At 61.4% G+C, this 24,473-nt stretch carries 29 protein-coding genes; 19 read left to right on the forward strand and 10 right to left on the reverse strand.

Features of this window, described 5'->3' with window-relative positions:
* The first annotated feature begins 28 nt into the window (after positions 1-28).
* The 3 genes from Mhypo_RS03665 (at position 29) to Mhypo_RS03670 (ending at position 1,932) form a co-directional block, all read left to right on the forward strand.
* Positions 29-274 carry a hypothetical protein gene (locus Mhypo_RS03665; protein ID WP_119339976.1) on the forward strand — a complete coding sequence of 82 codons (246 nt, stop codon included), beginning with the start codon at positions 29-31 and terminating at the stop codon, positions 272-274.
* A 73-nt stretch (positions 275-347) separates the two neighbouring features.
* Positions 348-515, forward strand: coding sequence for a hypothetical protein (locus Mhypo_RS18030; protein WP_170148207.1), 168 nt, complete (start codon positions 348-350; stop codon positions 513-515).
* Positions 516-570: 55 nt separating this feature from the next.
* The gene (locus Mhypo_RS03670) at positions 571-1,932 is read left to right on the forward strand and encodes a hypothetical protein (protein WP_119339943.1); all 1,362 of its coding nucleotides are present in this window, start codon (positions 571-573) and stop codon (positions 1,930-1,932) included.
* A 43-nt stretch (positions 1,933-1,975) separates the two neighbouring features.
* Here the strand turns inward: Mhypo_RS03670 and Mhypo_RS03675 are convergent, their stop codons facing one another.
* From Mhypo_RS03675 to paaA, 5 genes are all read right to left on the reverse strand, one after another.
* Entirely contained in the window at positions 1,976-2,560 is a 585-nt protein-coding gene (locus Mhypo_RS03675; protein ID WP_119339944.1) for a hypothetical protein, read from the reverse strand.
* 96 nt (positions 2,561-2,656) lie between these two features.
* Positions 2,657-3,151, reverse strand: coding sequence for a 1,2-phenylacetyl-CoA epoxidase subunit PaaD (paaD, locus tag Mhypo_RS03680; protein ID WP_119339945.1), 495 nt, complete (start codon positions 3,149-3,151; stop codon positions 2,657-2,659).
* Between the two features lies 1 nt (position 3,152).
* The gene (gene paaC, locus Mhypo_RS03685) at positions 3,153-3,911 is read right to left on the reverse strand and encodes a 1,2-phenylacetyl-CoA epoxidase subunit PaaC (RefSeq protein WP_119339946.1); all 759 of its coding nucleotides are present in this window, start codon (positions 3,909-3,911) and stop codon (positions 3,153-3,155) included.
* Entirely contained in the window at positions 3,901-4,461 is a 561-nt protein-coding gene (locus Mhypo_RS03690) for a phenylacetic acid degradation protein (RefSeq protein WP_119339947.1), read from the reverse strand. The genes paaC and Mhypo_RS03690 overlap by 11 nt, the downstream gene beginning before the upstream one ends.
* A gap of 32 nt (positions 4,462-4,493) precedes the next feature.
* Entirely contained in the window at positions 4,494-5,465 is a 972-nt protein-coding gene (gene paaA, locus Mhypo_RS03695) for a 1,2-phenylacetyl-CoA epoxidase subunit PaaA (RefSeq protein WP_119339948.1), read from the reverse strand.
* A 516-nt stretch (positions 5,466-5,981) separates the two neighbouring features.
* Between paaA and Mhypo_RS18035 the strand changes: the two genes are divergently transcribed.
* From Mhypo_RS18035 to Mhypo_RS03715, 5 genes are all read left to right on the forward strand, one after another.
* Positions 5,982-6,122, forward strand: a complete 141-nt coding sequence (locus Mhypo_RS18035; protein WP_170148208.1) for a hypothetical protein — start codon at positions 5,982-5,984, stop codon at positions 6,120-6,122.
* Between the two features lie 89 nt (positions 6,123-6,211).
* Positions 6,212-6,736: a ribonuclease FAU-1 family protein gene (locus Mhypo_RS03700; protein ID WP_119339949.1), complete on the forward strand. Its 525-nt coding sequence runs from the start codon at positions 6,212-6,214 to the stop codon at positions 6,734-6,736.
* Between the two features lie 48 nt (positions 6,737-6,784).
* On the forward strand, positions 6,785-7,936 hold the full coding sequence (locus tag Mhypo_RS03705; RefSeq protein ID WP_119339950.1) for a pyridoxal phosphate-dependent aminotransferase: 1,152 nt from the start codon (positions 6,785-6,787) through the stop codon (positions 7,934-7,936).
* A 141-nt stretch (positions 7,937-8,077) separates the two neighbouring features.
* Positions 8,078-8,308 carry a hypothetical protein gene (locus Mhypo_RS03710; protein WP_119339951.1) on the forward strand — a complete coding sequence of 77 codons (231 nt, stop codon included), beginning with the start codon at positions 8,078-8,080 and terminating at the stop codon, positions 8,306-8,308.
* Positions 8,309-8,423: 115 nt separating this feature from the next.
* A complete protein-coding gene (locus Mhypo_RS03715) occupies positions 8,424-9,470 on the forward strand; it encodes a chymotrypsin family serine protease (RefSeq protein ID WP_119339952.1) in 1,047 nt (348 codons plus the stop codon).
* A gap of 328 nt (positions 9,471-9,798) precedes the next feature.
* Here the strand turns inward: Mhypo_RS03715 and lspA are convergent, their stop codons facing one another.
* A complete protein-coding gene (gene lspA / locus Mhypo_RS03720) occupies positions 9,799-10,287 on the reverse strand; it encodes a signal peptidase II (protein ID WP_119339953.1) in 489 nt (162 codons plus the stop codon).
* A gap of 105 nt (positions 10,288-10,392) precedes the next feature.
* Between lspA and Mhypo_RS03725 the strand changes: the two genes are divergently transcribed.
* The 4 genes from Mhypo_RS03725 (at position 10,393) to Mhypo_RS03740 (ending at position 13,743) form a co-directional block, all read left to right on the forward strand.
* Positions 10,393-10,689, forward strand: a complete 297-nt coding sequence (locus Mhypo_RS03725; RefSeq protein WP_119339954.1) for a large ribosomal subunit protein bL28 — start codon at positions 10,393-10,395, stop codon at positions 10,687-10,689.
* 69 nt (positions 10,690-10,758) lie between these two features.
* On the forward strand, positions 10,759-11,472 hold the full coding sequence (locus Mhypo_RS03730) for a M23 family metallopeptidase (protein ID WP_119339955.1): 714 nt from the start codon (positions 10,759-10,761) through the stop codon (positions 11,470-11,472).
* An 18-nt stretch (positions 11,473-11,490) separates the two neighbouring features.
* The gene (locus Mhypo_RS03735) at positions 11,491-12,600 is read left to right on the forward strand and encodes an AI-2E family transporter (protein ID WP_119339956.1); all 1,110 of its coding nucleotides are present in this window, start codon (positions 11,491-11,493) and stop codon (positions 12,598-12,600) included.
* A 6-nt stretch (positions 12,601-12,606) separates the two neighbouring features.
* Positions 12,607-13,743, forward strand: a complete 1,137-nt coding sequence (locus Mhypo_RS03740; protein ID WP_119339957.1) for an AI-2E family transporter — start codon at positions 12,607-12,609, stop codon at positions 13,741-13,743.
* On the opposite strand, the gene tgt is transcribed toward Mhypo_RS03740, so the two are convergent.
* From tgt to Mhypo_RS03755, 3 genes are all read right to left on the reverse strand, one after another.
* Positions 13,740-14,894: a tRNA guanosine(34) transglycosylase Tgt gene (gene tgt, locus Mhypo_RS03745; protein WP_119339977.1), complete on the reverse strand. Its 1,155-nt coding sequence runs from the start codon at positions 14,892-14,894 to the stop codon at positions 13,740-13,742. The two genes, Mhypo_RS03740 and tgt, sit on opposite strands and share 4 nt — an antisense overlap.
* Positions 14,895-15,037: 143 nt before the next feature.
* A complete protein-coding gene (locus Mhypo_RS03750) occupies positions 15,038-16,255 on the reverse strand; it encodes a hypothetical protein (protein WP_240637102.1) in 1,218 nt (405 codons plus the stop codon).
* Positions 16,252-16,665: a DUF4384 domain-containing protein gene (locus tag Mhypo_RS03755; RefSeq protein ID WP_240637103.1), complete on the reverse strand. Its 414-nt coding sequence runs from the start codon at positions 16,663-16,665 to the stop codon at positions 16,252-16,254. Before Mhypo_RS03755 ends, Mhypo_RS03750 begins: the two co-directional genes overlap by 4 nt.
* Before the next feature lie 173 nt (positions 16,666-16,838).
* On the opposite strand from Mhypo_RS03755, the gene crcB reads away from it, so the two are divergent.
* The 5 genes from crcB to Mhypo_RS03780 all read left to right on the forward strand — a co-directional run bounded on the left by crcB (position 16,839) and on the right by Mhypo_RS03780 (position 20,172).
* Positions 16,839-17,213 carry a fluoride efflux transporter CrcB gene (crcB, locus tag Mhypo_RS03760; RefSeq protein WP_119339959.1) on the forward strand — a complete coding sequence of 125 codons (375 nt, stop codon included), beginning with the start codon at positions 16,839-16,841 and terminating at the stop codon, positions 17,211-17,213.
* Positions 17,210-17,542, forward strand: a complete 333-nt coding sequence (locus Mhypo_RS03765) for a DUF190 domain-containing protein (protein WP_119339960.1) — start codon at positions 17,210-17,212, stop codon at positions 17,540-17,542. Before crcB ends, Mhypo_RS03765 begins: the two co-directional genes overlap by 4 nt.
* A gap of 55 nt (positions 17,543-17,597) precedes the next feature.
* Positions 17,598-18,191 carry a sulfite oxidase-like oxidoreductase gene (locus Mhypo_RS03770; protein WP_119339961.1) on the forward strand — a complete coding sequence of 198 codons (594 nt, stop codon included), beginning with the start codon at positions 17,598-17,600 and terminating at the stop codon, positions 18,189-18,191.
* A gap of 231 nt (positions 18,192-18,422) precedes the next feature.
* On the forward strand, positions 18,423-19,037 hold the full coding sequence (gene plsY, locus Mhypo_RS03775; RefSeq protein WP_119339962.1) for a glycerol-3-phosphate 1-O-acyltransferase PlsY: 615 nt from the start codon (positions 18,423-18,425) through the stop codon (positions 19,035-19,037).
* 142 nt (positions 19,038-19,179) lie between these two features.
* Positions 19,180-20,172 (forward strand): GGDEF domain-containing protein, encoded by a 993-nt coding sequence (locus Mhypo_RS03780; protein ID WP_240637104.1) that lies wholly within the window; start codon positions 19,180-19,182, stop codon positions 20,170-20,172.
* Between the two features lie 4 nt (positions 20,173-20,176).
* On the opposite strand, the gene Mhypo_RS03785 is transcribed toward Mhypo_RS03780, so the two are convergent.
* The gene (locus Mhypo_RS03785; RefSeq protein WP_119339964.1) at positions 20,177-21,907 is read right to left on the reverse strand and encodes a VanW family protein; all 1,731 of its coding nucleotides are present in this window, start codon (positions 21,905-21,907) and stop codon (positions 20,177-20,179) included.
* A gap of 468 nt (positions 21,908-22,375) precedes the next feature.
* Between Mhypo_RS03785 and Mhypo_RS03790 the strand changes: the two genes are divergently transcribed.
* Both Mhypo_RS03790 and Mhypo_RS03795 read left to right on the forward strand, forming a co-directional pair.
* The gene (locus Mhypo_RS03790; protein WP_119339965.1) at positions 22,376-23,806 is read left to right on the forward strand and encodes an amidohydrolase; all 1,431 of its coding nucleotides are present in this window, start codon (positions 22,376-22,378) and stop codon (positions 23,804-23,806) included.
* A gap of 7 nt (positions 23,807-23,813) precedes the next feature.
* Positions 23,814-24,473, forward strand: a 660-nt coding sequence (locus Mhypo_RS03795; RefSeq protein WP_147371337.1) for a hypothetical protein, incomplete at its 3' end; no start/stop codon positions are given.

Raw genomic sequence — 24,473 nt, forward strand, 5'->3', positions numbered from 1 at the left:
TTTGCTGTTTCTGGCTACACTACCCTTTGTGAAATCCGCCCGAACCTGGGGAATTGCTGCTTATTTAGCTCTCCTCATTGAGCGTATCTCGCAGGCCGTACAGTTTCGGCCCCGGCCCGCCTTCAATCCGGCGCAAATCCGCCGCTACGAGGGTGCAACGCGGGAGTTACGCCTCGATATGCCCTATTACCCTGCGCAGAGCGCCAAGGGCTATGTGCTGATTCCCAAAGATGGCTACTTTCAACAGGCCGAGGAAGTTCTGGAGCAGCTTTAGGTGTAGCCGGGCGCTTGGGACAAAAGCCTGTTTTTTGCGTGTTGTGCAACGTAACCTTAAACGGTGCAGCGCTGTGCGCTGGAAACCTTGCAGCCCGGCACCAACCGCGCTTACTTCGCTCTCGAGCCTGGCCGAGCTGGACGCCGCTACCCAGCCCGCTTACTTCTACGACTCGGCTGCCCAGCATATTTACCTGAAACTGTTTGGCAACACCAATACCTCGCTGCTGGTACGGCGTTAGCTGCAACGTGTACTGAACCCTACCCACTCTAAGTTCTATCCCGTACCCTGGGCTCATGCACCGGGTGTGGGCGGCAAGGCGGGCCTGGCGGATGCGGCTCTTGCTGGCTGCAGGGCTGGCTCTTTTGCTGCTTCCGCTGGCCTGGCTGGTGCATCCGGCCTGGGTTTTGTTTTCGCTGGTAGGATTGCTCTATCCCACGCGCTGGGAAGAGCCAAAAGCCCTGGCCGAACTCGACCGACGTTATGGCCTGGCCTACCGCAGTGTGCTGGAGGCGCCCGTCAACCACCCCTGGCGGGGCCAACTGCAAACCGAAGCGGAAGCCAGCTTGCGCGGGGCTCGACCCCCGGCTTTGCCCTGGGCTTTTGCGGCCCTCTACCTGGCCCTGGTGGGTGTGGTGTGGGTCTTGCCCCCGTTACAACTGCCCTTTGGACCGTCGCCGGTAGGGGCTCCTACCCCTTCCAGACCGCCCCCCCCTAGCTCGCCCCCGACGACCAGCCCGGCCCAACCCAATACCAGCCCACAAACCGGACAACCCCTGTCGCCCGAAGGTTCGTCGCAAAGCCAGCAGCAAGGCCCGGAAGCAGACAGGCCTTCGGAAAGGCCCGAAAGCTCAGGTAGCCAGGAGGCGCAGGATCGTGCGGGCGCGGCCTCGAGCCGGGAAGACACCCAGGACGCAGCCCGCCCCAGCGGGAGCCCTCAAAGCCGTGAACAGCCTGCATCCAGCCCAAACGGTCAGGGCTTAACACAACCGCAAAACACACCAACGGGGCAGCCCCAACCCGACCAGACCGGGCAACCGCAGACCGGCCAGCCTGGTCAAAATCCACCCGCATCCCAACCTGGACGAGCACAGCCCTCTCAACCTGGACAAGCACAGCCCCAACAACCGGGGCAAGCGCAGCCGTCTCAAACAGACCGTTCGCCCTCCGAGCAAACCCCGCAGGGGCAAACCGCGCCTGGTTCCCAGGGAAGAGAGCCCAACCCGTCCGGGCAGCCCTCCCAACAGCCCGGACAAGCACAGCCACCCCAACCTGGGCAAGCGCAACCCTCACAACCAGGGCAGGCTCAGCCAGGTTCGCAGTCCAGACAGGGCCAGGCTTCCCGAGAGAACCAGGGGCAGAATACCCAGGGCCAGGCTCAGCCAGGGGGCAGTGAGCAGGGCGGCACCGGGGCCCAGGGTCAGCAGGCCCGCCCCCCCCAGAGCGCTCCGGCCAACCCCCAGCGTCCGGCGGGCGAAGCGCCCCTCAGCCGGGGTGAAAACCGGCAGGGAAGACCCCAGCCCCTGCCCAGCCCCTGGCAGTCAGGCCAGCCCCCGCAAAATGTGCAGCGGCAGGCCGAAAAATACCTCGAGTCCGAACCCCTGCCCCCCGAGGTGCGCGACGTTGTGCGGCGCTATTTCGAGCTACCCCAGCGATAAAAACCCACTCCGCTAGGAGTGGGTTTTAGCGTACTGAAAAACGCTAGAACCTGAGAACGCCCTGTCCACCGCCCCAGGTGATGGTCATGGTGCAACCAGCCAGATCGGGGGAGCTCATGGTGGTGATCTGGGCTGCGAGCACAGCGGTGTTCGTTCCACCGTTTTGGATGATGGGCAGGATTTGGCCAACGTTGAGGTTGAGGGTACCGTTTGTCAGATTGCCTACCGTGATTTGACTGCCGCTGCTAGTAAGGGTGAATTGTACGTTGTTGGCCGAAGCAGTGCTGCTGCGGGCAGTAGCTCCGCTACCATCTGAGACGGTCAGGGTAGCGCTCAGGGTGACGTTGATGGGCGAGGGAATGGTCGCAGGGCAGCCCGCACCAAAGCTCACGCTCTGGATGGCCAGGTTATAGGTGAAGCCGCTTGGGTTGGCGGGAAGGTTGAGGTTGGTGAGGTCTTCGAAGGTAGCGGTTACATTGGCCGAACCGGTAGCGGACGCCGAAACCAGGTTAAAGGTGGTGCTCTTACCTCCTAACTGGAAGGGGTTATCGATGGGGGGGCTGCTGATCAGCCCGCAACCCGCAAAAGCCAGAGCCAGCACGCTGCCGAGTAGCGCTAAACGTTTCATAGATTCCTCCTGACCGCTTATAGCGCTCTAATTGTATACCCAAGCATTGGAGGAACGTAGTTACATTTGACCTGAAAAGGGTTTGCCGGTGTTACACTAGACCGTTTTGAAGCTCTCGAAGGGTTCTTTGCAGTTGTTGCACACATAAATGGCCTTGCACAGGGTGGGGCCAAAGGTGTTCTTGACCGAAGTGTCGAATGAGCCGCAGCGCGGGCAGCGGGTAGGGGCAGCCTCGAGCGCAATCAACGAACCCTGCTCCTGCGCCGGCTTGGGAGGTGCAATCCCGTACTGGCGCAGCCGCTCCTTGGCCTCGGGGGTAATCCAGTCGGTGCTCCAGGGCGGCGAGAGCACGGTTTTCACCTCGACCTCGGCAAAGCCCAGCGAGCGGGCGGTCTTTTCAAGCTGCTCCCGGATCAGGTGCAAAGCTGGGCAGCCTGAGAAGGTGGGGGTCATGCTGATAATGGCCTTGGGGCCCTCTATCTGCACCTCCCGCACAATGCCCATCTCGACGACGTTGATGACCGGAATCTCGGGGTCGGGAATCTGGGCCAGGGCCTCCCAGACTTGCTCGGTGTTGGGCAGGGTGGTCATATCACCAGACCTTGGCCTCGGCGTCCCAGCGGGCGGTGGACTGCATCTCGGCCAGGATGCTCCACAGGTGCTCGGTGTGGTAGGCGCGGGAGGTGGGCTGGTAGCCGGGGTTGATGGGCAGCTTGAGGCCAGCGTTTTGCAGGTGGCGGGTACTGTGCTCGAGCCACCGCTCTCTTAAGGGAAGGAGGTCGGGTACGATGCCCTCGGCCACCAGCAGCTCTTCGCCGGGGATGGGCACAAAAAGCTGCTGGGCGTAGCCCCACTGCATGTCCAGGGCCTGCTGCAAGCGGCGGTTGGATTCGTCGGTGCCCTGGCCCAGCCGCTCCACCCAGGCCTGGGTGTGCTGGAGGTGGAAGCGCTCCTCGCGCATGATTTTTTGTACCGCTTCGGCCAGGGGCTTGTACGTGCTGTGCTGGGCGGCCTCGAGCCAGAGTGCTTCGTACAGGTCGTACAGGTACTGCCGCAGCATGGTGAAGGCCCAGTCCCCCTTGGGCAGCTCGACCAGCTCACAGCAGCGGTACCCGTAGGCATCGCGGAAAAAAGCCAGCTGGTCGGGGTCGGAGCCATCGAGCTGCTGGCGCAGGCCGTACCACAGGGTAGCGTGACCCAGCTCGTCCTGCACGATGTTGGCCAGGGCAATGTCCTCCTCCAGAATGGGCCCGTGGCCGGTCCACTCGCTGCCCCGGTGGGCCAGAATCACCTCGTCGTCGGCCAAGGCGGTCAGTTTGGCAATCAGGGCCTCACGAACCTCACTCCTCATCTTCCACCCCCCGCCCCACTTTGTGTTTGCTGATGTGGGAGCCTACCGTGGCGTAGTACTGCTGCTGTTTATAGGTTTTGTCCTTGGCTGGGGCGAACCAGCTCTGGATGGTTTCTGGGCTGGGGTCGCTTTTGTACACCCTGTCGGCGGGCACAATCCACCAGGCCAGGGCCAGGGCATCGGTAAAGGTTGCCTGGGCCTTCTTTAGGGCTTCCTCGGGGGTGGCCGCCTCCACTTCGCCCACGTAATCTACAAAGGTCATGGAGCGCTTGTGGCTGGTCTTGCGAAAAACCAGGTACTGGCCGACCTGGGCCTGGTAGCTTTCCCCCTTCGTCATTTGGCCTTCGGCAACTTCTTCCTGGGTCCAGGAGTAAATGTCTTCTGCCCGCACCACCCACATACTGACCGCCTGAGGCCGCCGGGCAAAGATGTTGCGGGCGGTCAGGAGGGCGTGTTCGGGGTCGGCGGCGTGCACCGAACCCACCGCCTGGTGCGGCTTATTGGGGCTGTCTTGCTTGAAGACTTCCCAGCGGGGCCACTGTGTATCCATGCTGTCCTCCGCAGCGCCTTGTCGATAGTCCGCTAAACGGCAACAGCGGTTCTTTGCCGTTTGGCCGCGTAGGCCTCGAGGGCCTCGCGCACCCAAGCCCCCTCGGCGTGGGCGCGGCGCCGGGCTTCTAGGCGTTCTTTGTTCATAGGGCCGTTGCCATTTACCACCTGCCAGAACTCGTCCCAGTTGATGGGGCCGTGCAGCCAGTTACCGGTTTTCTCGTCGTAGCGCAGGTCGGGGTCGGGAAGTGTAAGGCCCGCCTCCAGGATTTCGGGGGCGTGTTCGTTGATGAACTCCTGCCGCACCTGGTCGTTGGTTTTGGTCTTGATGCCCCAGCGCACCAGCACTTCCGTGTTGGGGCTGTCCTGGTCGTGGGGCCCCATCATCATCAGGGCCGGCCACCACCAGCGGTTGATGGCGTCCTGGGCCATCTGGCGCTGCTTGGGGGTGCCTTTGGCATACAAGAGCACCATCTCCTTGCCCTGCTTGTGGTGGAAGGTTTCCTCGGCACAGATGCGCACCATGGCCCGGCTGTAGGGGCCATAGGAGCAGGCCGCCAGCATGGTCTGGTTCTTGATGGCCGCCCCATCTACCAGCCAGCCGATGGTGCCGATGTCGGCCCAGGTCAGGGTGGGGTAGTTGAAGATGGAGGAGTACTTGGCCTTACCCGCGAGCAAGGCTTCCAGCATGGCCTCGCGGCTCACACCCAGGGTCTCGGCGGCGTGGTAGAGGTACTGGCCGTGACCGGCCTCGTCCTGTACCTTGGCCACCAGGATCATCTTGCGCTTGAGGGTGGGGGCGCGGGTAATCCAGGCCCCTTCGGGGAGCATGCCCACCACCTCGGAGTGGGCGTGCTGTGAGATCATGCGAATAAGCTGGCGGCGGTACTCCTCGGGCATCCAGTCGCCGGGTTCGATTTTCTCGCCGCGCTTGATGCGGGCCTCAAACTCGGCCAGGCGCTCGTTGTAATCAGGGTCGCTGGGCACTCCGTACTTTACTGGCATCTCTCCTCCCGTTTACCAAACTAACGCTTGTTAGTTTTTGCTAGTTTAGCTCGAGGCAATCAAAATTTCAAAGTGGCTGGGCCAGGTGCTGTACTCAGGCCATGGTGAAGCACCGTTTCACCGTCGAGGACTATCTCAAAGCCTATGCCGCTGGAGCCTTGGGGCGGCCGGGTACAGCTAACTTAATGGAGAGGTCTACATTATGTCCCCAATGGGCCACAAACAGCGCTGCTACATTGGTGCCCTGAACTACGAGATGATTACCAGACTGAAGGATAAGACCTACATGTTCTGTCAGGTTCCAATCTCGATTCATACCAGATTCGGTTGATTCATTACCGAATGATAACGAATCAACAGGGCCGAAGTTATCCGCGTAGCGGAGGGCGATACCGCCCCTTGGAAGGGAGACGCTTTCTTCGCCGACCGACAGGGGGGGGTGTGCTCTAGGGTTCAAAAAGACATGGTGCAGTTCGATTTTTGGGGACTTCCATGTTCTCTTCGGCTCTATTGATCTTGTTCACACTATTGGCCCTGGTGGGCCTGGTGGTGTTGGTTCGCTATGTCTGGAGCGTTACCAACCCCGAGGAGGAGCGAGAGGAGCTCGAGCGCTCAAAAGACCGGGACTACGATGCCGAAGCGAATAAGCCGCACTGACCCCATTTGCGATAGGCTAAGCGTGCCGTGCCTGAAACCCCCGTAAAAAAATCGGCTACGCTTCGTGCACGGGTGGAAGGGCGATTTCTATGGAGCACTACCAGATAGGCCAGACGGTGCGCGTCGAGTTCTGGAAATACCCTGCCGAAAAGCTGCACTACTGGTGGGAGGCCCAGGTATGTGAACTGCGCGAGGAAGGGGTGCTGGTCTACATGCCGACGGGTTTTTTGTTTCACCACGTCAGCAAAAACCGGGTGCTGCGGGTACAGCACCAGGCCTATGTGGCTTTTTTTGTGGGGCGCTGGTACTCGGGGGGGCCCGACCTGGACGCCGAGGGAAAGGTGCTGGAATACTACTGGAACATCCAGAGCCCTCCGCATTTTGAGCCGGGCCGCATCTGGCAGTACGACCTCGAGATAGACATCAAGTGTCGGGCCGACCACCGCTGCCAGACCTTCGACCTCGAGGAGTTTGCTGCCAAAGCCCCACTTTACCCCACCGAGTGGGTAGAGCAGGCCACCCGCGCAGTCGAACAGGTGCAGCGGCACATGCGTCGGCAGCAGTGGCCGGTGCGCCCGCCGGGGCAGGGCCGGGCTTGGCTCGAGCGGGTGTAGCCAGCGGGCTCTTGACCCTCGCCCCCCGACCCTGGACAATCTACTGGTATGCGAGGCCTGTCCAAGCGCGTCAAAACCATGAAGCCCTCCTCCACGGTGGCGGTGAATGCCAAAGCCCTCGAGCTGCGCCGTCAGGGTGTAGACCTGATCGCCATGACCGCCGGCGAGCCCGACTTCGACACCCCTCAGTTCGTCAAGGATGCGGCGGCAAGGGCCATGGCTGCGGGTAAGACCAAATACGCGCCGCCCGCCGGCATCCCCGAGCTGCGCGAAGCCATCAGCGCCAAGTTCAAGCGCGAAAACGGCCTCGAGATTCCCCCCGACCAGACCGTGGTAACGGTAGGCGGCAAGCAGGCCCTCTTCAACCTGTTCCAGGCCATCCTCGACCCCGGTGACGAGGTGATTGTGATTGGCCCCTACTGGGTCAGCTACCCCGAGATGGCCCGCTTTGCCGAAGGCGTGCCGGTGGAGGTCAATACCGGCCCGGAGTCGGGCTTCATCCCCGACCCCGCCGAGGTCGAACACAAGATTACCTCCCGTACCAAGGCCATCGTGCTCAACTCGCCGGGCAACCCCACCGGAGCGGTCTACCCCAAAGAGGTGCTGATAGCCATTGCCGAACTGGCCAACAAGCACGACCTTTATATTGTGTCAGACGAAATTTACGAGCACCTCATCTACGAGGGCGAACACTTCTCGCCGGCCCACGTAGCCCCCGACCGCACCATCACCATCAACGGCGCGGCCAAAGCCTACGCCATGACTGGCTGGCGCATCGGCTATGCCGGCGGCCCCAAGGACGTGATCAAGGGCATCATTGACGTTTCCAGCCAGTCCACCACCAGCCCCGACACCATTGCCCAGTGGGCCATGGTTGAGGCCCTGAACAACGTGGAGGAGGCGCAAAAATTTATCTCCATGGCCCGCGAGGCCTACCGTGCGCGGCGGAGCATCATTGTAGACGGCCTGAATGCGCTGGGCCTGCCCACGCCCAAGGTGAATGGTGCTTTCTACGTGCTCACCGACGTGTCCAAAATTGATCCCGACGAAAACCAGGCTGCCCTCAAGCTTTTGAACGAGGCCCGGGTGGCGGTGGTGCCCGGCACCGACTTTGCCGCCCCCCACCACGTGCGTTTTAGCTACGCTACCAGCGAGGCCAACATCCGCAAGGCCCTGGAGCGCATCGCCTCGATTCTCTAAAACCGGATGGGGCCCCAGCCCTGACCGTAACGCAGATGTAACGCCTCAGGGGTTACGCTGTGTGGACGGTGTTGCCGGTAGCACCGAATTGCTGTCCCCGGTACTTGACGCGGAAAAGTGTACGGGGAGATTGGAGGGTGTATGACCGAGGAGACCCTGCAAGCCCTTATCGAGAAACACACCCCTCACCTTATGGCCCTGCCCAATGTGGTGGGGGTGGGGCGGGGGGAGGAGCAGGGCCGCGCGGTGGTGGTGGTGCTGGTGAGCCGTAAGCTGCCGCTGGCGGCCTTGCAACCGCACGAACGGGTGCCCAGGAACCTCGAGGGGGTACCGGTGCGGGTGCGGGAGGTGGGCTCGGTGCAGGCCCAGTGATGGGGTTTTCCTTCCGGTCAGAAGAGCGTCGAGGCCACTCGGTAATAAGCCACCTCTGATTCTTCATTACGCTGGCATTTGCAGGGGACCATTACTCAAACCGCAGGGGGACGATATGCCTATTAACGAAGCCAAAGCCATGCTTTCGGCCAGTGCCCAGGCCGAGGCCGAAAAAGCCAAGCTGGCCACGCAAGATGATTTTCTAGCACCCGAGGCCATGCGCCCGAATGTGCGGGGCATGGGGGTGGGGGTCAAGTGGAAGAACGGCGAGCCGACCGGTGAACCGGCCCTGGTGGTCTTGGTCAGCCAGAAGTTGGAGCGCAACCAGCTCAGCCGGGCCGACCTGATTCCAGCCAAGCTCGGGGATATGCAGACCGACGTACTGGCCATTGGCGAGGTATTTGCCGGTAACGCCGAGGAGCCAGGGGTACAGACCCTTACCAAGCGCATTCGGCCTGCCGAGGGTGGTTATAGTGTGGGGCACTTCAGGGTTACGGCAGGTACCATAGCTACCGCCGTCTACGACTTTCTGCCAGGCGCGACCGTGAGCCCCCCGGCGCACGGGCTGGGCATCCCACCGCGTTTTTACATTCTCAGCAACAACCATGTGCTGGCCAACTCCAACGGTGCCAGCCTGGGCGACCCCATCCTGCAGCCGGGGGTGTTCGATGGGGGTACCCTGCCCGCCGACCTGATCGCCCGGCTCAGCCGCTTTGTGCCCATTACCTTCGAGCCGCCGGTGCCAAGGGCCCTGCACCGCAACCTGGTGGACGCAGCCATTGCCGAGGGTCAGTTCCACGACCTCGACCGGGAGATTTACTGGAACGGCTACGTGCAGGGCTGGCAACCCCGCACCAAAACCCTGGTGGGGCAGCGGGTCAAGAAAACCGGCCGCACCACCAACATGACCACCGGGCGCATTACCGTACTGGGAGCCACGATAGACGTGAACTATGGGGGCGGGCGGGTGGCCCGCTTTATTGACCAGATTGTCACCACCAACATCTCGGCCCCCGGCGACTCCGGTTCGCTGGTGCTGAGTGAGCGGGGTAATCTGGCCCTGGGACTGCTATTTGCCGGTTCCTCGGTAGCCACCATTGTCAACCACTTCGAGCACGTGCGTTCGTTGCTGCGCATTGAAGTGGCCGAGGGCATTGGCTGAGGTTATACCAGATTCGGTTAGTTCGTCACCAAAGGGTGACGAACTAACCCGACCGAAGTTATCCGCGTAGCGGAGGGCGATACCGCCCCTTGGAAGGGAGACGCTTTCTTCGCCGACCGTCAGTGAAGGGCCATCGGCCCCCGGCTAGCGCCGGTACTCAAGGGAGGGGTGTGCTCTAGGATTCAAAAAGACAGCCTCTAGTGTTTTTTGGTTTTGTAAACTGTCTTTTTGAATCCGGTATTAGTGCGCCATCAATGATACAGGGCCGACATTCAAGCCCTTATCCCAGCCCCTCTCCCGTCGGGAGGGGGGTTTGTGGTCGTGCCCTTCAGTACCGCCGCCTGCGCTGGGGCAGCAGTAAAAGAATAACCCCGATGACCACACAGCTATCGGCCAGGTTCCAGATGGGAAAGTTGTCCAGAATGGCCAGCCCGGTGCGGTTGATGTCCACATAGTCCACCACCCAGCCGTGGCCCAGCCGGTCTACAGCGTTGCCCAGTGCCCCTGCAGCAATCAGGGAGAAGGCCACCTGGCCCAGCCGTGAGACCCGGCGGTGGTTCATGCTTAGGTAGATTAGAATCCCGATACCCACCGCCAGGCTTACCCAGACCAGAATGCGGGCGCCCCCCTGGAAGATGCCAAAAGCGGCGCCGGTGTTCTTGATGAAGGTGGCGTCTACAATCCAGAACAAATTGGTCAAGAAAATAGCGCCTACCCCAGGGTCGAAGATGCGGGGGCCTACCGCCCACAGCACCACCAGTTTGATGGCCTGGTCGGCGACCAGCAGGGCAGGAACCAGCCAGGTGGCAATATTCATACCGCTGGGAAGTCTAGCACGGTTGTGTGAGGGTATGCTATACTCGTTGCCGTTGCCCTGAAACAAGGGAGTTCTTCCCTTGTGCTGGCAGTTAGGAGTCCTGCGATGTCGAAGATTTGCGAAATTAGCGGCAAGCGCCCCACGGTGGCCTACAGCATCATTACCCGTGGCAAGGCCAAGCGTGAAGGTGGGGTGGGTAAGAAAATTACCGGCTACACCAAGCACTGGCAAGAACCGAACCTGCGCAAAGTGAAGGTTACGGTGGCGGGCCAGAACATCACCTTCCGGGTGGCCAACAGCCACGCCCACAAGGTCTACGAGCTCGTCGAGCGATCCAAAGGTATGAAGCTCGAGGGCCTTACCGCCAAGCAGATTAAAGCCCGCCTTTTGAGCCTGCTGTAAGACTTAAGGCTGAAAGCCAGGGACACTTCCTGCGGTGTTCCTGGCTTTTCTTTCGCATAGAATAGGTCCATGCCGATCAAGCCCGGCTGGATTGTCCTGGCACTGGTAACGCTCCTGGCTCTGTGGCAGAGCGGCCAGCTCTCCAGCGCCCGGCGGCAAATAGCGGCTTTGCAGTCAGAAGTTACCAGGCTCAAGCAAGAGTTGCAAAAAGGCCCCGAGGGATTTGCTCTGCCCTTGCCGGGGGCTTGTCTGCCCAAAACCGACACCAACCTGCCCGGTGCCCCCCGCGAATACCGCAAAGGCACCAACCCCGGCTTTGTGTTTACCGGCGACGATGCCTGTGTACCGGTGCGCTTCGGTATGGGGGTGGTGGCCGCGGCCGGGGGCGAGGTGGTTAAGGCCGAAACCAACTACAAGGAAATGACCCGGGCCGAATTCGAGGCCCTGATTCGGGCGGTGGCGGGAGGGGCCAGCCCGGAACAGATGGACCGACTGCGCGGGCGGGAGATCTGGATTCGCCACGCCGAGGGCTATACCACGGTATACGCCCACCTTTCCGGTGTTGCCCCAGGGCTTAAAGTGGGCAGCAAGGTGTACAAGGGGCAGTGGATTGGCCGGGTAGGCAACAGCGGTACCGAGGCAGCGCTGCGGGGTACGGGTGAGGGGGCGCGCCTGCTTTTTGAGCTGTGGGATGGCGAGCCCGATAAAGACCGGTATTTTGGTCAGGGCCTCACTCCCGAGGCGATACGGGCCAGGGGGAAGCTCGAGTTTGGCCTGCCCTGATGCGGTATTGTAGTCCCCATGCGCCGCGACCTTACCGAGATCTGGAAGCTGTTGTGGGTGCGCGTGGCAGCGTATGCCGTACTGGCTTACCTGCTCCTTCAGCTTTTGGGCATGGTGCTGGGGGGGGCCAGAGGGGCTTTGGTTACGCTTTTTTTGGCTTTTCTTTTTGCCTATCTGACCTCGCCCATTGTGCGGGCCCTGGAAAAGCGCCGGGTGCCCCGTTTTGCAGGGGTGCTGCTGGTCTACCTGGGGCTTGGGTTGTTTTTGGGGCTGGCTTCCTTCTTGATTGCCGATATGGTCAATGTGCTGGCCCGCTTTGCTACAGAGCTTCCCCGCATTCTAGCGCCCCTTTTGAGCTGGATAGAAAACCTGCCCTCGCGCATTGGCCAGATTGAGCTGCCGCCTGCGCTGGAAGGGGCCTTTGCTCAGGCCGCCCAGAGCCTGCAAACCCTGCTCCAGGGCTTTACCCAGACCCTCTTGCAGGGGCTGCGCACCCTGCTGGCCCAGGGGGGCAACCTGATCGGGTTCCTGGCTTCCCTGGTAGGGGGGGTGTTGCAGCTCTTTGCGGCGCTGATTATCTCCATTTATCTGCTCTACGACCTGCCGCAAATTTCCAAAAACCTTTTCCAAGCCATTCCCCTACCCTACCAACCCCTGGCAGCCGACATCGCAGCCAAACTAGACCGGGCTGTGGGGGGTTACATCCGGGGGCAGCTCCTGGTGGCCATTGGGGTTGGCTTGATTGTAACGCTGGGCCTGTGGGTGTTTGGGGTGCCTCTGGCGGGGTCGCTGGGGTTCCTGGCAGCGGTATTCAACCTGATTCCGTTTGCTGGGGTTATCGTATCCACCGTTCCGGCGGTGCTTCTGGCCCTCTCGGTGGGGTGGCCGCAGGTGGTGGCGGTGCTGGGGGTGGTGGTGGTGGCCAACCAGATCGAGGCCCACATCCTTAGTCCCCGTATCCTGGGGCAGACCACCAGCCTGCATCCGGTAAGCGTGATTGGAGCAATATTGGTGGGCTCGAGCCTCTTCGGGCTGGTCGGGGCATTGGTAGCCGTGCCGCTGATGGCTTTCTTCAAGGTTCTCTACACCGAGTTTTACTTAAACAGCCGGTTCTACCGTGAGGGCTGAGGTGGTATGGGCGCAACGTTGAACTGGGCCTGGCAGAACCCCTGGGTTCGCTTGGCAGTGTACGCAGCTCTAGCCGGGTTGGGGCTGCTATTTCTAAGCTGGATTTTGAACGGCGCGCGCACGGCCATCGGGATTGTGCTGGCGGCCTTTGTGTTTTCGTACATAGCCAATCCGGTGGTGCGCTGGTTTGAAGTGCGCCGCCTGACCCGGGCCTTGGGCGTGGTGATTGTTTTTGTGGGCATGCTTTTTTTCATGGGCCTGGCTACGGTGTTGCTGGCCGGCATGGTGGGCCAGCTGGCCCGCTTTGCTGCCGGTTTACCCGTACTTTTGCAGCCCCTTATCGACTGGGCCCAAAAACTGCCCGAACACATAGGCCGGTTCGAGCTACCGCCGGTGCTGCTCGAGGCCCTCAATCAGGCCACCCTCAACCTGCAAACTCTGCTCCAGGCGTTCATCCAGACCTTGCTCCAGGCCCTCCAGGGGGTGCTGGCCCAGGGAGGGAACCTGCTGGGCTTTGTCACGGGGCTGCTGGGCGGTGCTTTTCAGCTTCTTACAGTGATTACCATCTCGATATACCTGCTCTACGACCTGCCCCGCATTGGTTCGGCCCTCTTCAAGGCCATACCCCAGCCATACCAGCCACAGGCCCTCGAGCTGGCCCAGAAAGCCGACATGGCCTTTGGGGGCTACGTGCGCGGCACCCTTCTGGGCGCTTTGTTCAATGGACTGCTCATTAGCGTAGTGATGTATGTATCGTTTGGTTTTTTTCAGGGATTTGGCCTCGAGGTTCTGACCCAGGCCATCTCGCTGGGCTTTCTGGCTTTTATCTTTAGTTTTGTGCCCGTGCTGGGCGTGATTATCTCGGCCATCCCTGCGCTGGTGCTGGCCTTGCCGCTGGGCTGGCTGGCCCTGGCCGTGGTGGCCCTGGCGCTGTGGCTTTGTAACCAGATCCAGGGGGTGGTATGGCCGGTGATTATGGGCCGCACCACCAGCCTGCACCCGGTCACGGGCATTGCAGCGGTGCTGATTGGCGCCTCGCTTTTTGGCCTGGGCGGGGCCTTGCTATCGGTACCTCTGGTGGCCTTTATAAAAATCTTGTACACCGACTATTACCTGAATAGCCGCTTTTACCAGGAGGGCTAGCGCCAGTGCCCCCCTTCCTGAAGAGCCCCGGTAAACCATGGCGGAATTGCGTGCCCAAAGCGCTTACCGGCAAAGTCTTTGGCAAATTCCCCATAATCGCCGGACCGGATGGCAGCTCGAGCGCTCTCCATCAGGCGGTGCAGGTAGCGCAGGTTATGCAGCGAGATCATGCGGGGGGCCAGCATCTCCTCGGCCCGCACCAGGTGCGAGAGGTAGGCCCGGCTGTAGTGCGTGCAGGCGTAGCAGTCGCACTCGGGGTCTATTGGACGGGGGTCGTCGAGGTAGCGGGTGAGCTTCAGGTTCAGGCGGCCCTCGGGCACCAGGGCATAGCCAAAGCGCCCGGTGCGGGTGGGGTATACGCAGTCGAACATATCCACCCCCAGGGCCACCGAGGCCACCAGGTCTTCGGGGTGGCCTACCCCCATCAGGTAGCGGGGCTTATGCTCGGGCAAAAGCTGGGTGGAGAGCGCTACTGCCGGGTACATGCCTTCCTTGGGCTCGCCCACCGCCAGCCCCCCGATGGCCAGGCCCGGAGTGTCGAAAGCCACGGTGGCCTCGGCGCTGGCCTTGCGAAGGGCCAGATCGGTACCGCCCTGCGCGATGGCAAAAAGGGCCTGGTCGGGGCGGGTTTTAGCCTTCAGGCAGCGCTCGAGCCAGCGCAGGGTGCGCTCAATCGAAGCCCTCAGGTAGTCGGGGGTGGCCGGATAGGGGGGACACTCGTCAAAGGCCATGATGATATCGGCCCCCAGGGCCTCTTGTACCAGGATGCTGTACTCGGGGGTCAGTTCAATCAAATCGCCATTCAGGTGGCTGCGAAAGGTCACGCCCTGCTCGCTTATTTTGCGCAAATCGCCCAGGCTCATCACCTGAAAGCCGCCCGAGTCGGTGAGCCAGGGACCATCGTAAGCGGCAAACCGGTGCAGCCCGCCCAATGCCCGCACCCGCTCGGGGCCGGGACGCAGGAGCAGATGGTAGGTGTTGCCCAGGATAATCTGCGAGCCAATTTCTTTAAGTTCCCTGGGTGAAATCCCCTTTACACTGCCCTGGGTGCCCACCGGCATGAAGAGTGGGGTTTGCACCGCGCCGTGGGGGGTGCTAAAAAGCCCGGTGCGGGCCCTGCCGGACTGGGCGGTGATGGAAAACTCGAACACCTGGGTATTTTCGGGGTTGTTGAGCTTATGCGCAAGGCCAGCAACCCGCAGCCGCAAGCCAACTTGCCACCCCCACCCACGCTTTGGCCAGGGCGACGGTTCGCCTTTTTCTTTTTGGCCTGCAGTCTTGAGTTTTCGGCAGTCTAGTTGGCCGTACAGGTACTGGGGGCCTGGCAGCTAAAGGTGCGGGCCTGCTCGATGCTGGGGCCGTTGTAGCTGGTTTCCAAGCCCTTGCCCAGCACCTTAAAGCCGGCCTCGACCTTGCTGCTACCGTTGATGCCGCTTTTGAGCGTGGCCGAGCCGTTGTTGCCGGAGAGGGTCAGGTTGATAAAGGGTTTGGCCTCGAGGCTGGGCCCTGCAACACCATAAAACTTGATGTCCATGGCCAGCCCGGCAAAAGCGTTGCCCGAACCCTGCACCGGAACCGAGTAGTTGAAAGTGGGGTTGAGGGCAAAGTTGGCAGTAAAGGTGTTGTTCCAGCCGCCGTTGGTGGTGCGGCTGCGGTTGTAGTCGAGCTGGACGTTGGTGGTGAAGGTGGGGGCGATGCCCACCGTTACCGTCACCTTGCCGCTGGCGTTGCTGCTCACCCCGGCAATCAGTTTGGGCTGCAACACCACCACCACCGGCACACTGCCCACCAAAAAAGCCCGCTTGATGTTCCAGGAAGCCAACTCTTTATTGAGGCTAAAGGGGCTATAGCTGGCGTTGGCCTGGATGGTGGCGCTGATCCCGGCCTTGAGGGTGCCGCTCATCCCGGCCTTGAACACCTCGATGCTGCCACTGCTGAACTTCAGGTTGAAGTTGGGTTTGAGGGTTTGCTCGATAAAGCCATTCAGGGTGATGGAAGCGCCGGGCACTCCCGGAATGTCGAACTTGACGTTGGTCAGGTTGATTTTTCCGGTGAAGTCTTGCACGCTCACCCCGTCCAGGGCCTGCACCATGTTGGCCTCGCCGATGGTCAGGTCGGTTTCGAGCGTTACGTCGCCCGAGGCAATGGCGTCCTCGAGGGCAGCACCTTCGGTCTTGATGTAAACCTTGCGTACAGCCTGACTGGAAACCCCGTTACCACTTACAAACTGCGTGGAGACCCCGGTTACTTTGCGCAGTAGACCGTCGTTGCAGTTGCTGACCAGCAAGTCTCCGGCACTTGCACTAAACGTGCTGTCGGTGACCACCACTTCGCTAGGAGCCACTTCGGTTTTGTCGGGGTCGAGTACCTTGAGCGTGCTGACCGGTGTAAGGCTCCCGGTTACGCTTCCCTGGTCGGTTACGGGGGTACACACCTGGGTCTGGGGGCCCGGCTGGGTACAGGCTGAAAGTCCCAAAACCCCTACCAGTGCAATAGCGAGCCAGCGTATCACTGCACCGCCTCCATCCAGGTCTCGGCCACATCACGCACCGGGGCCTCGCTCAGGTAGGCCTGGGTGTGGCGGTTGAACTCCTCGTTGCTTAGCTTGCCCCGGAATAGCTCGCGGTTGGTGGCCGGGGTACTGGTGTACAGGAGCCTAAAGCGCGAAGGCCCCAGGGGTGGCACCACCAGGTAGGTGGCCTGGCCCTGGGCGTTGCGGTCGGTGGCCAGGGGGAAGGTGTGGCGTCCGGCGGGCAGTTGCACGTTGCGCTCGAGCACCACCGTGGTGGAGTCGGAGTCCATAGTCACCAGCGTCACGTAGCCGGGCTGGCTCAGGGTGAAGCTGAAAAACACCCGTTCGCGCAGCTTGTACTTGCCCCCCTCGCCCCGGTCGGGTGCAAAGTTGCCAATGATGGGCTGCAAACCCCATTCCCGCCTTTGGTTATCGCTAATCCCCGGCTGAGGGGCGCAAGCTCCCAATAGCAGCATTAAAATCGCAACGCTCCAAAATCTCATCCCAAAAGTCTAACCTGCTTTTCCTGAGAGCACGGTAGAGGGCTGGATTAAGGTGGTCTTTAGGGAAGATACTGTGCAGCGTGGAGCGCTACCTGCTGGTCATGCTAGGTGGGGCCATAGGCGCCGCGTTGCGCTATGGGCTGGGGGCCTGGGTGCAGGGCCTCAGCGGGCCGGGGTTCCCCTGGAGCACCTTTCTGATTAACCTCTCCGGCAGCTTTTTGATTGGCCTGGTGCTGCGCCTGAGCCTGGACGGGGCCCTGAGCCCGGAGTGGCGGCTATTTCTGGCGGTGGGGGTGTTGGGGGGCTACACCACCTTTTCCACCTTTAGCTGGGAGACCCTCACCCTGGTGCAGCAGGGGGAGTGGGCCAAAGCCTTTTTGTATGCCGCAGGTAGCGTGGTGCTGGGCTTTGGGGTGGTCTGGCTGGCCTACCGCTGGGCCGGGAGGTGGGTATGAAGCTCCAAGGGGAAGCCAAACTGGTGCGGATTTTTTTGGGGGAGTCGGACAAGTGGCAGGGCCAACCGCTGTACGAGGCGATTGTGCTCGAGGCCAAAAAAGCGGGCCTGGCCGGAGCCACGGTCTTTAAGGGATTCATGGGTTTTGGTGCTCATTCCCGCATTCACACCGCCAAAATTCTCCAGCTATCCGAAGACCTGCCCATCTGTGTTGAAATTGTGGACAGCGAGGAAAAGATTCAGGCCTTCCTGCCCACCCTGGATCAGATGGTGCGGGAGGGGCTTATCACCATGGAAAAAGTGGAGGTCATCCAGTACCGTTCGCGCTAGGGGTTTTGTGCCCCCGCTTACCCGAGCGACACGGCCCCGCGGCTATTCTTCGGATATGTTTGGCAACTTTTTTAAGCCCAAAAACTTGGACACCAGCCGGGTACCCCCCGGCCAGGTACTCACCGAGAAGTTTCCCGTGCTCACCTACGGCCCCACCCCCACGGTGCGCCCCGAGGAGGTGCGCTTTGAAATCAAGGGGCAGGTGGAAGAGGCCAAAACCTTTAGCTGGCAAGACCTGATGGCCCTCCCGCAGTCCGACCTGACCGCCGACTTCCACTGCGTGACCCGCTGGAGCAAGCTGGACGTGCAGTGGAGCGGTATTCGCGTGCCAGACTTGATGCAGCAGGTCAAACTCAAGCCGCAGGCCCGGGCCGTGCTGGTTCACTGCTATGGCGGCTACACCACCAACCTCACCCTGGAAGACTTTTTGCTCGAGCAGAATATCCTCGCCCACAAGCTCTTTGGCCAGCCCATTCCCCGCGACCACGGTGGCCCCATGCGCCTGATCGTGCCGCATTTGTATGCCTGGAAAAGCGCCAAATGGGTGCGGGGCTTGGAGTTTTTGGACCAAGAAGAACTCGGTTTTTGGGAAGTTAACGGCTACCACCGCCGGGGCGACCCCTGGAAAGAGGAGCGCTTTAGCGATTAGCTGATAGCGGATAGCCTATGGCCGATAGCCGAAAAAAATAGCTTCAGGACGCTTCTATGTGCTTCGATATGTTTTATGGCGTCCAAAATCGGAATACTCATGCCGTGGAGGGCCTTCGCGCACACCCTCCAAACCCTTTGCATGGCACAGGAAGAGCAACCAGGCGACTTTCAGGGCAGTCCCTGAGCTATGCGTACGTAGCGCCCAGGTAAGGTCATATAAAATGCCTGTGTGGAGTGGACAACCTGGCTTATCCTGCTGCTGGCCTATTTGTTTGGTGCAATTCCTGCGGGCGCTTGGGTGGCCCGCTACTATGGCGTAGACATCCAGAAAGTGGGCTCGGGCAATACCGGGGCTACCAACATCCTGCGTACCCTGGGGGCGGGCCCGGCAGCACTGGTTGCTGTGTTCGATGTGTTCAAGGGAGGTATTGCGGTTTTGTTGGCCCGCTTGTTTAACATCGAAGGGCCCTTGCTGGGGGGGGTAGCGCTGGCCGCGGTGCTCGGTCACAACTATTCGGTTTTTCTGCGCTTTACAGGAGGAAAGGGGGTAGCGACCAGTTTTGGCACTTTGCTGTTCCTTGACCCCCTGGTGGCTCTGCTGACTTTTCCGGTGGGTGTGCTCACCATGTGGCTTACCCGGTTTGTATCCGCCGGAAGCATGATTGGGGGTCTGACCGCTGTGGTTGTCACCATTGCACTGGGGCGGCCTTTGTGGGAAATCCTGACCCTGCTGGTGCTGGCTGGCCTTATTTTCTGGACGCACCGCGAAAACATTAAGCGCCTACAGGCTGGAAATGAGCGTCGCTTGGGCGATAAAGCGTCTAACTCGGAGGTGGCTAAATAGAGTACCGTTACGTCTAACCGGCATGGGTGTGCCCATTTGCAGTAAAGATTCCCCGCCAAACCCCGTAGACTGATGGCGTGCAGGGGGGGTGCGTTTGGACTGGGCAAGTAACAGAAAGCGAACGGTCTACTTTTGGGGCGTAGTGCTGGCCATCCCCGTTTTGATCTTGATCTGGATATTTCGTCCCGAAGAGGGGTTCATTCACTGGCTGTATCCACTGTTCATTCTGCTATGCGTTAGCTGGGCGTGGCGGCTGTTTCACAAAGCTAAACTGGAGTCTATCGAGCGGGAAGTTGTTGCCACCACGGCAGCCTTTTTTACCATCAAGCTGGGTTACTACTTCTTCTGGGGCGATCTCACAAAAAACTGGGTCGAGATCGAGAGCACTTACTGGGTCATGGCTTTTTTGATGATTTTGCTCTACATCATTTTTGATGCCCGCAGGGGCCTGATTTATAGCCTGGCCTTGTTTGTGATGACCCTGGCCTTGGGCCTATTTCGCCTAGGAAGCGAGATAGCGCTGGGGCAGCACCGTGAAGAGTTTTTGGCCTTCGTGCGCAGCGAAATGCGCCTGTTTGCCATGACAGGCTTGTTGTATACGCTGGCGATCATCAAGGATCAGCTGGCCGACGCCCACCGGCAGGTGTTACAGATGCACGCCCTGGCCCGCACCGATCCCCTGACCGGGCTGCCCAATCGCCTGGCCCTGAGTGAGGTGCTGGAAGAGGCATCGCAACATATGTTTGGTTTGTATGTGGTTCTACTTGACATTGACCACTTCAAGCAAATTAACGACCGCTACGGACATGACGTAGGTGATCAGGTGCTCAAAGAGGTGGGCCGACGCCTGCGGTCTTCATTGCGAAAGGGCGACATGCTGGGGCGCTGGGGCGGTGAAGAATTCATGATTGTCATGCGTGGCGAAAGCCAGCACGATGTACTGGCCGCAGTGGAACGTCTGCGCGAGGACATCGCCTTCTGGCCCTTCGACCAGGTGGGGGCCGTCTCGGCCAGCTTTGGTGTGGCCGAAGGGCATATAGGCGATAGCATTCACAACCTGCTCGAGCGGGCCGACAAAGCGCTGTATCAGGCTAAGCACCTGGGCCGCAATCGGGTGGAACTCAGCCCGGCGTAGGGGGCTACCTCGAGGCCACTTCATCCCCTGGTGCAGGCGTCTGGGGTCCCACCTGATAGACCGCTCGCCAGGGGCGGAAGTTGGAGGTGAGCACGTCTACAGCTACTTTGCCATCGGGGCGGGTGATGGTACGGGTGATGCGGGTGCGGTAGCCATCCACCGCCCAGTCGACCTGCTTGACCTGGCCGGGGCGCAGGCTGTTGTCCACGATGTACTGCGGTGGCGGGTGGGGGGTACGGGAAAGGATGGTGGGTTTGGAAACCGAAACCTGCCGTCCGTCGGGGATGCCGTAGAGCCGCACCGTGAGGGTGGAGCGGGTGAAGACGGTGCGCACGACCAGGGGGCCAGGGGTGTCGTTGGCGGCCCGCAGGTTGAGGTAGGGCTGGTACACCGCCGCGTCGTAGCCCACGATGGGGTCGTACCAGCGCACCCGGTAGGCGTGCTGGTTGCGCTCGAGGATAGGCAGCCCGGCCTGGTACAAGGCCCGGAAGGCGGTAGTGGAGACCTGGCAAACCCCGCCCCCCACGCCCTTGATGGTGCGTCCTCCGGAGATGACCAGCGCCTCCATGAAACCGTTCTCGGGGCTGATGTTGCCGATGGCGTTGTTGAAATTGAAGACCCCGCCTGCTGGCACGATGTAGCCATCCAGATTTCGGGCGGCGGCGTGGACGTTGGCGATGCGCTCGGTTGTAGAGCCGCCGTAGTAGGTGGTGGCTTCGGCCAGCAACTGAAGATCTTCGACCCTGGGGAGGTCGGCGGCCCGTACCTGGGCAGCTTTGGGAACCACGGTCAAGGCAAACTCGCTGATATCGGGGCGCAGCAGGGCCAGTTCCAGTCGCTTGCGTGTTTCGGGTTGGTTCATCTTCCAGCCCTCCACCTCCGGGCGCACCACCAGTTGCCCCTCAGGGTTCAAGACGTAGCGCGCATCCACCGGCAGCCGGTCAAAGCGGGCCATCTGAGCCAGGGCTTTATTCAGGGCCGGGACATTAACCTTGACTTCCTCCTGCACGCTCAAAAGCCCGGCCACCTCACTGCTGTTCAGGGTGCGTTTATGCACCTTACCACCCCCGGCCAGCCTGGGTTCGGCATACACCAGGGTGACGGGCCGCAGGAGCTCGTTGGCCCGCCGGACTACAGGTTCCAGCATGGGGGTAGTGAGGCGGGGGGTGAGGGTTTTGGGGAAAAACTCGAGCACGGTCTGCTCGGGATGCAGCACATAGGTTGCAATCGCGCTCTGAATGTCCAGCTTCAGCCCGGCCTTTTCGGGGATCAGGCGGTACTGTCCGTTCTTGAAGACCACTTGGGCGTTCTGGGGGGAGGACTCGAGGGATCGGGCAATCTCTTGCAGGCGCTTTTCCAGGGCGACGGCGTCCACGCTGGGCACAAGGGGCACCTTGACCTGCCCCAGCAGAGCCGCCACGCGCTCGGCAAAACGGGTACGACCCACGGCGTAGGCCCGCTCGGCGGTGGCGCGGGCATCGGGCTTCCAGCCAAGCTCGGCGGCGGACACCTCGAGGGTTTGGTCGCCTGCCTTGAGGGTGAGACGGGGTGGGGTGACGCTTTGCGTGGCGGCAGCAATTTTCGCGGCAGCCTCGTCCAGGGTCAGGCCGCCTACCGCGACCCCGGCGGCCTCTACGCCCGCAAACACCCGCTGGTGGTGGTAGCGCTCGAATACAGCCCAGCCCAATACCAGTCCGGTGAATATTCCCAAACCAATCAGCAATCCCCGTCTCATTGGTTACTGAGTATAGCCGCGGGTTGTGGGCTGGATATGAAGGCAATCACCCAATCAAGTTCTTGAGGGTCTTATACCAGATTCGGTTAGTTCGTCACCCTTTGGTGACGAACTAACCCGACCGAAGTTATCCGCGTAGCGGAGGGCGATACCGCCCCTTGGAAGTTATCCGCGTAGCGGAGGGCGATACCGCCCCTTGGAAGTTATCCGCGTAGCGGAGGGCGATACCGCCCCTTGGAAGGGTGAGGCTTTTTTCGCCGACCGTCAGTGAAGGGCCATCGGCCCCCGGCTAGCGCCGGTACTCAAGGGAGGGGTGTGCTCTAGGATTCAAAAAGACAGCCTCTGGTGTTTTTGGTTTTGTAAACTGTCTTTTTGAATCCGGTATTAGGTCTAAGGTCGCAAGACAAAAGCGTCAGGCCAAAAGACCCCCAACTTGAGCGTTGGCGGTGGGCGGGATAGGATGCCCCCATGCTGTTATATGGGCGTGTAGAAACCATGAGCGAAATGGGTCAGGCTGAAGCGGTCTACCTCGAGGGCGAGCGCATTGCCGATGTGGGTCCCCTGGAAGACCTGAGCGCCCGTTACCCCGGCGCTAAAAAGCAGTCTTTTGAGCAGCTTACGCCCGGCCTGCACGAAGCCCATGCCCATCCGCAGATGTGGGGCCTACAACTGGAAAGCCTGGATCTGGACGGCTTGACCGAGCCCCAGGCCGTGGCGCAAAGGGTGGCCGAGAAGGCCCGCACCCTGTCCCCTGGCGCTTGGATTCGCGGCGGGGGCTATTTGTTTCGGGCCTACCCTACCCGCGAACTGCTGGATGCCGCTGCGCCGCATCACCCGGTGTTTTTGCAGAGCCGCGACCGCCACTCGGCCTGGGCCAATAGCCAGGCCCTGGAGCAAGCGGGAGTAACCCCTGAAACCCCCGACCCTTCGGGGGGGGCCCTGGTGCGGGATGCACAGGGCAGGCCTACCGGATATCTGCTCGAGAACGCCCAGGAGCTGGTCAACCGGGTGCTGCCCCAGCCCGGCCTGGTCGAGCTCGAGCGTGGCCTGCAAGACCTGGCCCGCCGGGGCTACACCGCCGTTCATCACATGGGCTGGTGCCACTACAGCCTGGCCGAGCAACTGGCCCAATCGGGGCGGCTCCCGGTGCGGCTGTGGTGGGCGCTGGACAAAGACCACTGGCGTGAAACCCGGCCCGGCTGGCGGGGCGACCGGCTGGAAGTAGCGGCGGTCAAGTTCTTTGCCGATGGGGCCCTGGGCAGCCGCACCGCCTGGATGATCGAGCCCTATCCCGATGGCTCGCACGGCCTTGTACTCGACCCCCTGGAACTCATCGAAAGCGAGGGCCATGCGGCCTTGCAGGCTGGGTTTGGCCTGGTGGTGCATGCCATCGGCACGTGGGCGGTACAGGGGGTGCTGAAGGTTTTTCACCGCTTGAAGCCCCGGGCCCGGCGCATTTTCCGCCTCGAGCATGTCCAGCACGTGCGCGATGCTGAGCTGCCGCTGTTCGCGGGGCTAAACCTGGCCCTCTCGATGCAGCCCATGCACTTGCTGGGCGACGCCGAGCTGGTGCGCTATCACCTGAAGGGGCACGAGCTCGAGGCCTTTCGCCTGCGTGACCTCTGGAACACCGGCCTGCCGCTGGCCTTCGGCTCGGACGCGCCGGTGATGCGGCCCCTCTTTGAACTGAACTTCCAGGCCGCTACGGCACACCCCTTGAACCCAGCCCAGAACCTGACCCCCGCCGAGGTGCTGTGGGCCTACACCCGGGGCGCTGCCCTGGCGGCAGGATGGCCCGAACATGGCCAGATTCGCCCGGGCGCGCCCGCCGACCTGACCCTGTGGGAGCAGGGTCGTCCGGTGGGGCGGGTGTTTGGGGGGGCGCTCGAGGTGTTCTGAAAAGCCCATGCATATTCCTCCCGAATGGAAGACCCAGGAATGTGCTGCCCAGGCCGAGGCGGCGTTACTGGAAACAGCCAATTTTGCTCTGCAGGTGCTTCAACTGGCAGAACGGCCCGTTTGTCTGTGGTTCCCCAGGCCCCAGGTAGCAGCCCCGGCGCGGCCCCTGTTGCGTTTGGTGAATGCCCGCGATTGCCGCCGTACCGCCTGGGTTCAGGTTTTTTACAAAGGCGGCTTGATAGGGGAGCTGGATGTACGGATTCCGGCCCAGTGGGCCAGCTTTGTGCTGGATATGTCTGAAGTGCTGGGACAAAACCCCAGCGCCTGGCCGGAGGTTTTGGAGCTGGAAGTCTCGGCAAGGGAAAACCCGGTAGGGCTGGTAGATTCCTTGCAACCGGGGCCCCTGCCTGCGCTATTGGTGGGAGATGGGCAGCGGTTGGGGCCTACCAGTGCGTGGATGGCGGTGCCGGTGGTGACAGTTTCACCGTTGCAGCGAATGCTGGACGAATTTTTGCTCAGGGGGGCCGCCACCGACTACCTGGGCTGGATGATTGGCTGTACCACCACCGGGCTTTGCAATCTGCACCAGACCACAGGGGAGGCGCCCTACCTGCAAGCCTTGCGGCAGAGGCTGGCCGGGGTGGGGGAGGGGTTGCCCCTCGAGGGG

It is taken from the genome of Meiothermus hypogaeus (assembly GCF_003574035.1).
In the GTDB taxonomy this organism is placed as follows: domain Bacteria; phylum Deinococcota; class Deinococci; order Deinococcales; family Thermaceae; genus Meiothermus; species Meiothermus hypogaeus.

Excerpts from the sequence above, each read along its gene's own strand:
- Mhypo_RS03670 (WP_119339943.1), top strand. The coding sequence starts at position 571 with ATGCACCGGGTGTGGGCGGCAAGGCGGGCCTGGCGGATGCGGCTCTTG.
- Mhypo_RS03675 (WP_119339944.1), bottom strand. The coding sequence starts at position 2,560 with ATGAAACGTTTAGCGCTACTCGGCAGCGTGCTGGCTCTGGCTTTTGCG.
- paaD (WP_119339945.1), bottom strand. The coding sequence starts at position 3,151 with ATGACCACCCTGCCCAACACCGAGCAAGTCTGGGAGGCCCTGGCCCAG.
- paaC (WP_119339946.1), bottom strand. The coding sequence starts at position 3,911 with ATGAGGAGTGAGGTTCGTGAGGCCCTGATTGCCAAACTGACCGCCTTG.
- Mhypo_RS03690 (WP_119339947.1), bottom strand. The coding sequence starts at position 4,461 with ATGGATACACAGTGGCCCCGCTGGGAAGTCTTCAAGCAAGACAGCCCC.
- paaA (WP_119339948.1), bottom strand. The coding sequence starts at position 5,465 with ATGCCAGTAAAGTACGGAGTGCCCAGCGACCCTGATTACAACGAGCGC.
- Mhypo_RS03700 (WP_119339949.1), top strand. The coding sequence starts at position 6,212 with ATGGAGCACTACCAGATAGGCCAGACGGTGCGCGTCGAGTTCTGGAAA.
- Mhypo_RS03705 (WP_119339950.1), top strand. The coding sequence starts at position 6,785 with ATGCGAGGCCTGTCCAAGCGCGTCAAAACCATGAAGCCCTCCTCCACG.
- Mhypo_RS03710 (WP_119339951.1), top strand. The coding sequence starts at position 8,078 with ATGACCGAGGAGACCCTGCAAGCCCTTATCGAGAAACACACCCCTCAC.
- Mhypo_RS03715 (WP_119339952.1), top strand. The coding sequence starts at position 8,424 with ATGCCTATTAACGAAGCCAAAGCCATGCTTTCGGCCAGTGCCCAGGCC.
- lspA (WP_119339953.1), bottom strand. The coding sequence starts at position 10,287 with ATGAATATTGCCACCTGGCTGGTTCCTGCCCTGCTGGTCGCCGACCAG.
- Mhypo_RS03725 (WP_119339954.1), top strand. The coding sequence starts at position 10,393 with ATGTCGAAGATTTGCGAAATTAGCGGCAAGCGCCCCACGGTGGCCTAC.
- Mhypo_RS03730 (WP_119339955.1), top strand. The coding sequence starts at position 10,759 with ATGCCGATCAAGCCCGGCTGGATTGTCCTGGCACTGGTAACGCTCCTG.
- Mhypo_RS03735 (WP_119339956.1), top strand. The coding sequence starts at position 11,491 with ATGCGCCGCGACCTTACCGAGATCTGGAAGCTGTTGTGGGTGCGCGTG.
- Mhypo_RS03740 (WP_119339957.1), top strand. The coding sequence starts at position 12,607 with ATGGGCGCAACGTTGAACTGGGCCTGGCAGAACCCCTGGGTTCGCTTG.
- Mhypo_RS03765 (WP_119339960.1), top strand. The coding sequence starts at position 17,210 with ATGAAGCTCCAAGGGGAAGCCAAACTGGTGCGGATTTTTTTGGGGGAG.
- Mhypo_RS03770 (WP_119339961.1), top strand. The coding sequence starts at position 17,598 with ATGTTTGGCAACTTTTTTAAGCCCAAAAACTTGGACACCAGCCGGGTA.
- Mhypo_RS03785 (WP_119339964.1), bottom strand. The coding sequence starts at position 21,907 with ATGAGACGGGGATTGCTGATTGGTTTGGGAATATTCACCGGACTGGTA.
- Mhypo_RS03790 (WP_119339965.1), top strand. The coding sequence starts at position 22,376 with ATGCTGTTATATGGGCGTGTAGAAACCATGAGCGAAATGGGTCAGGCT.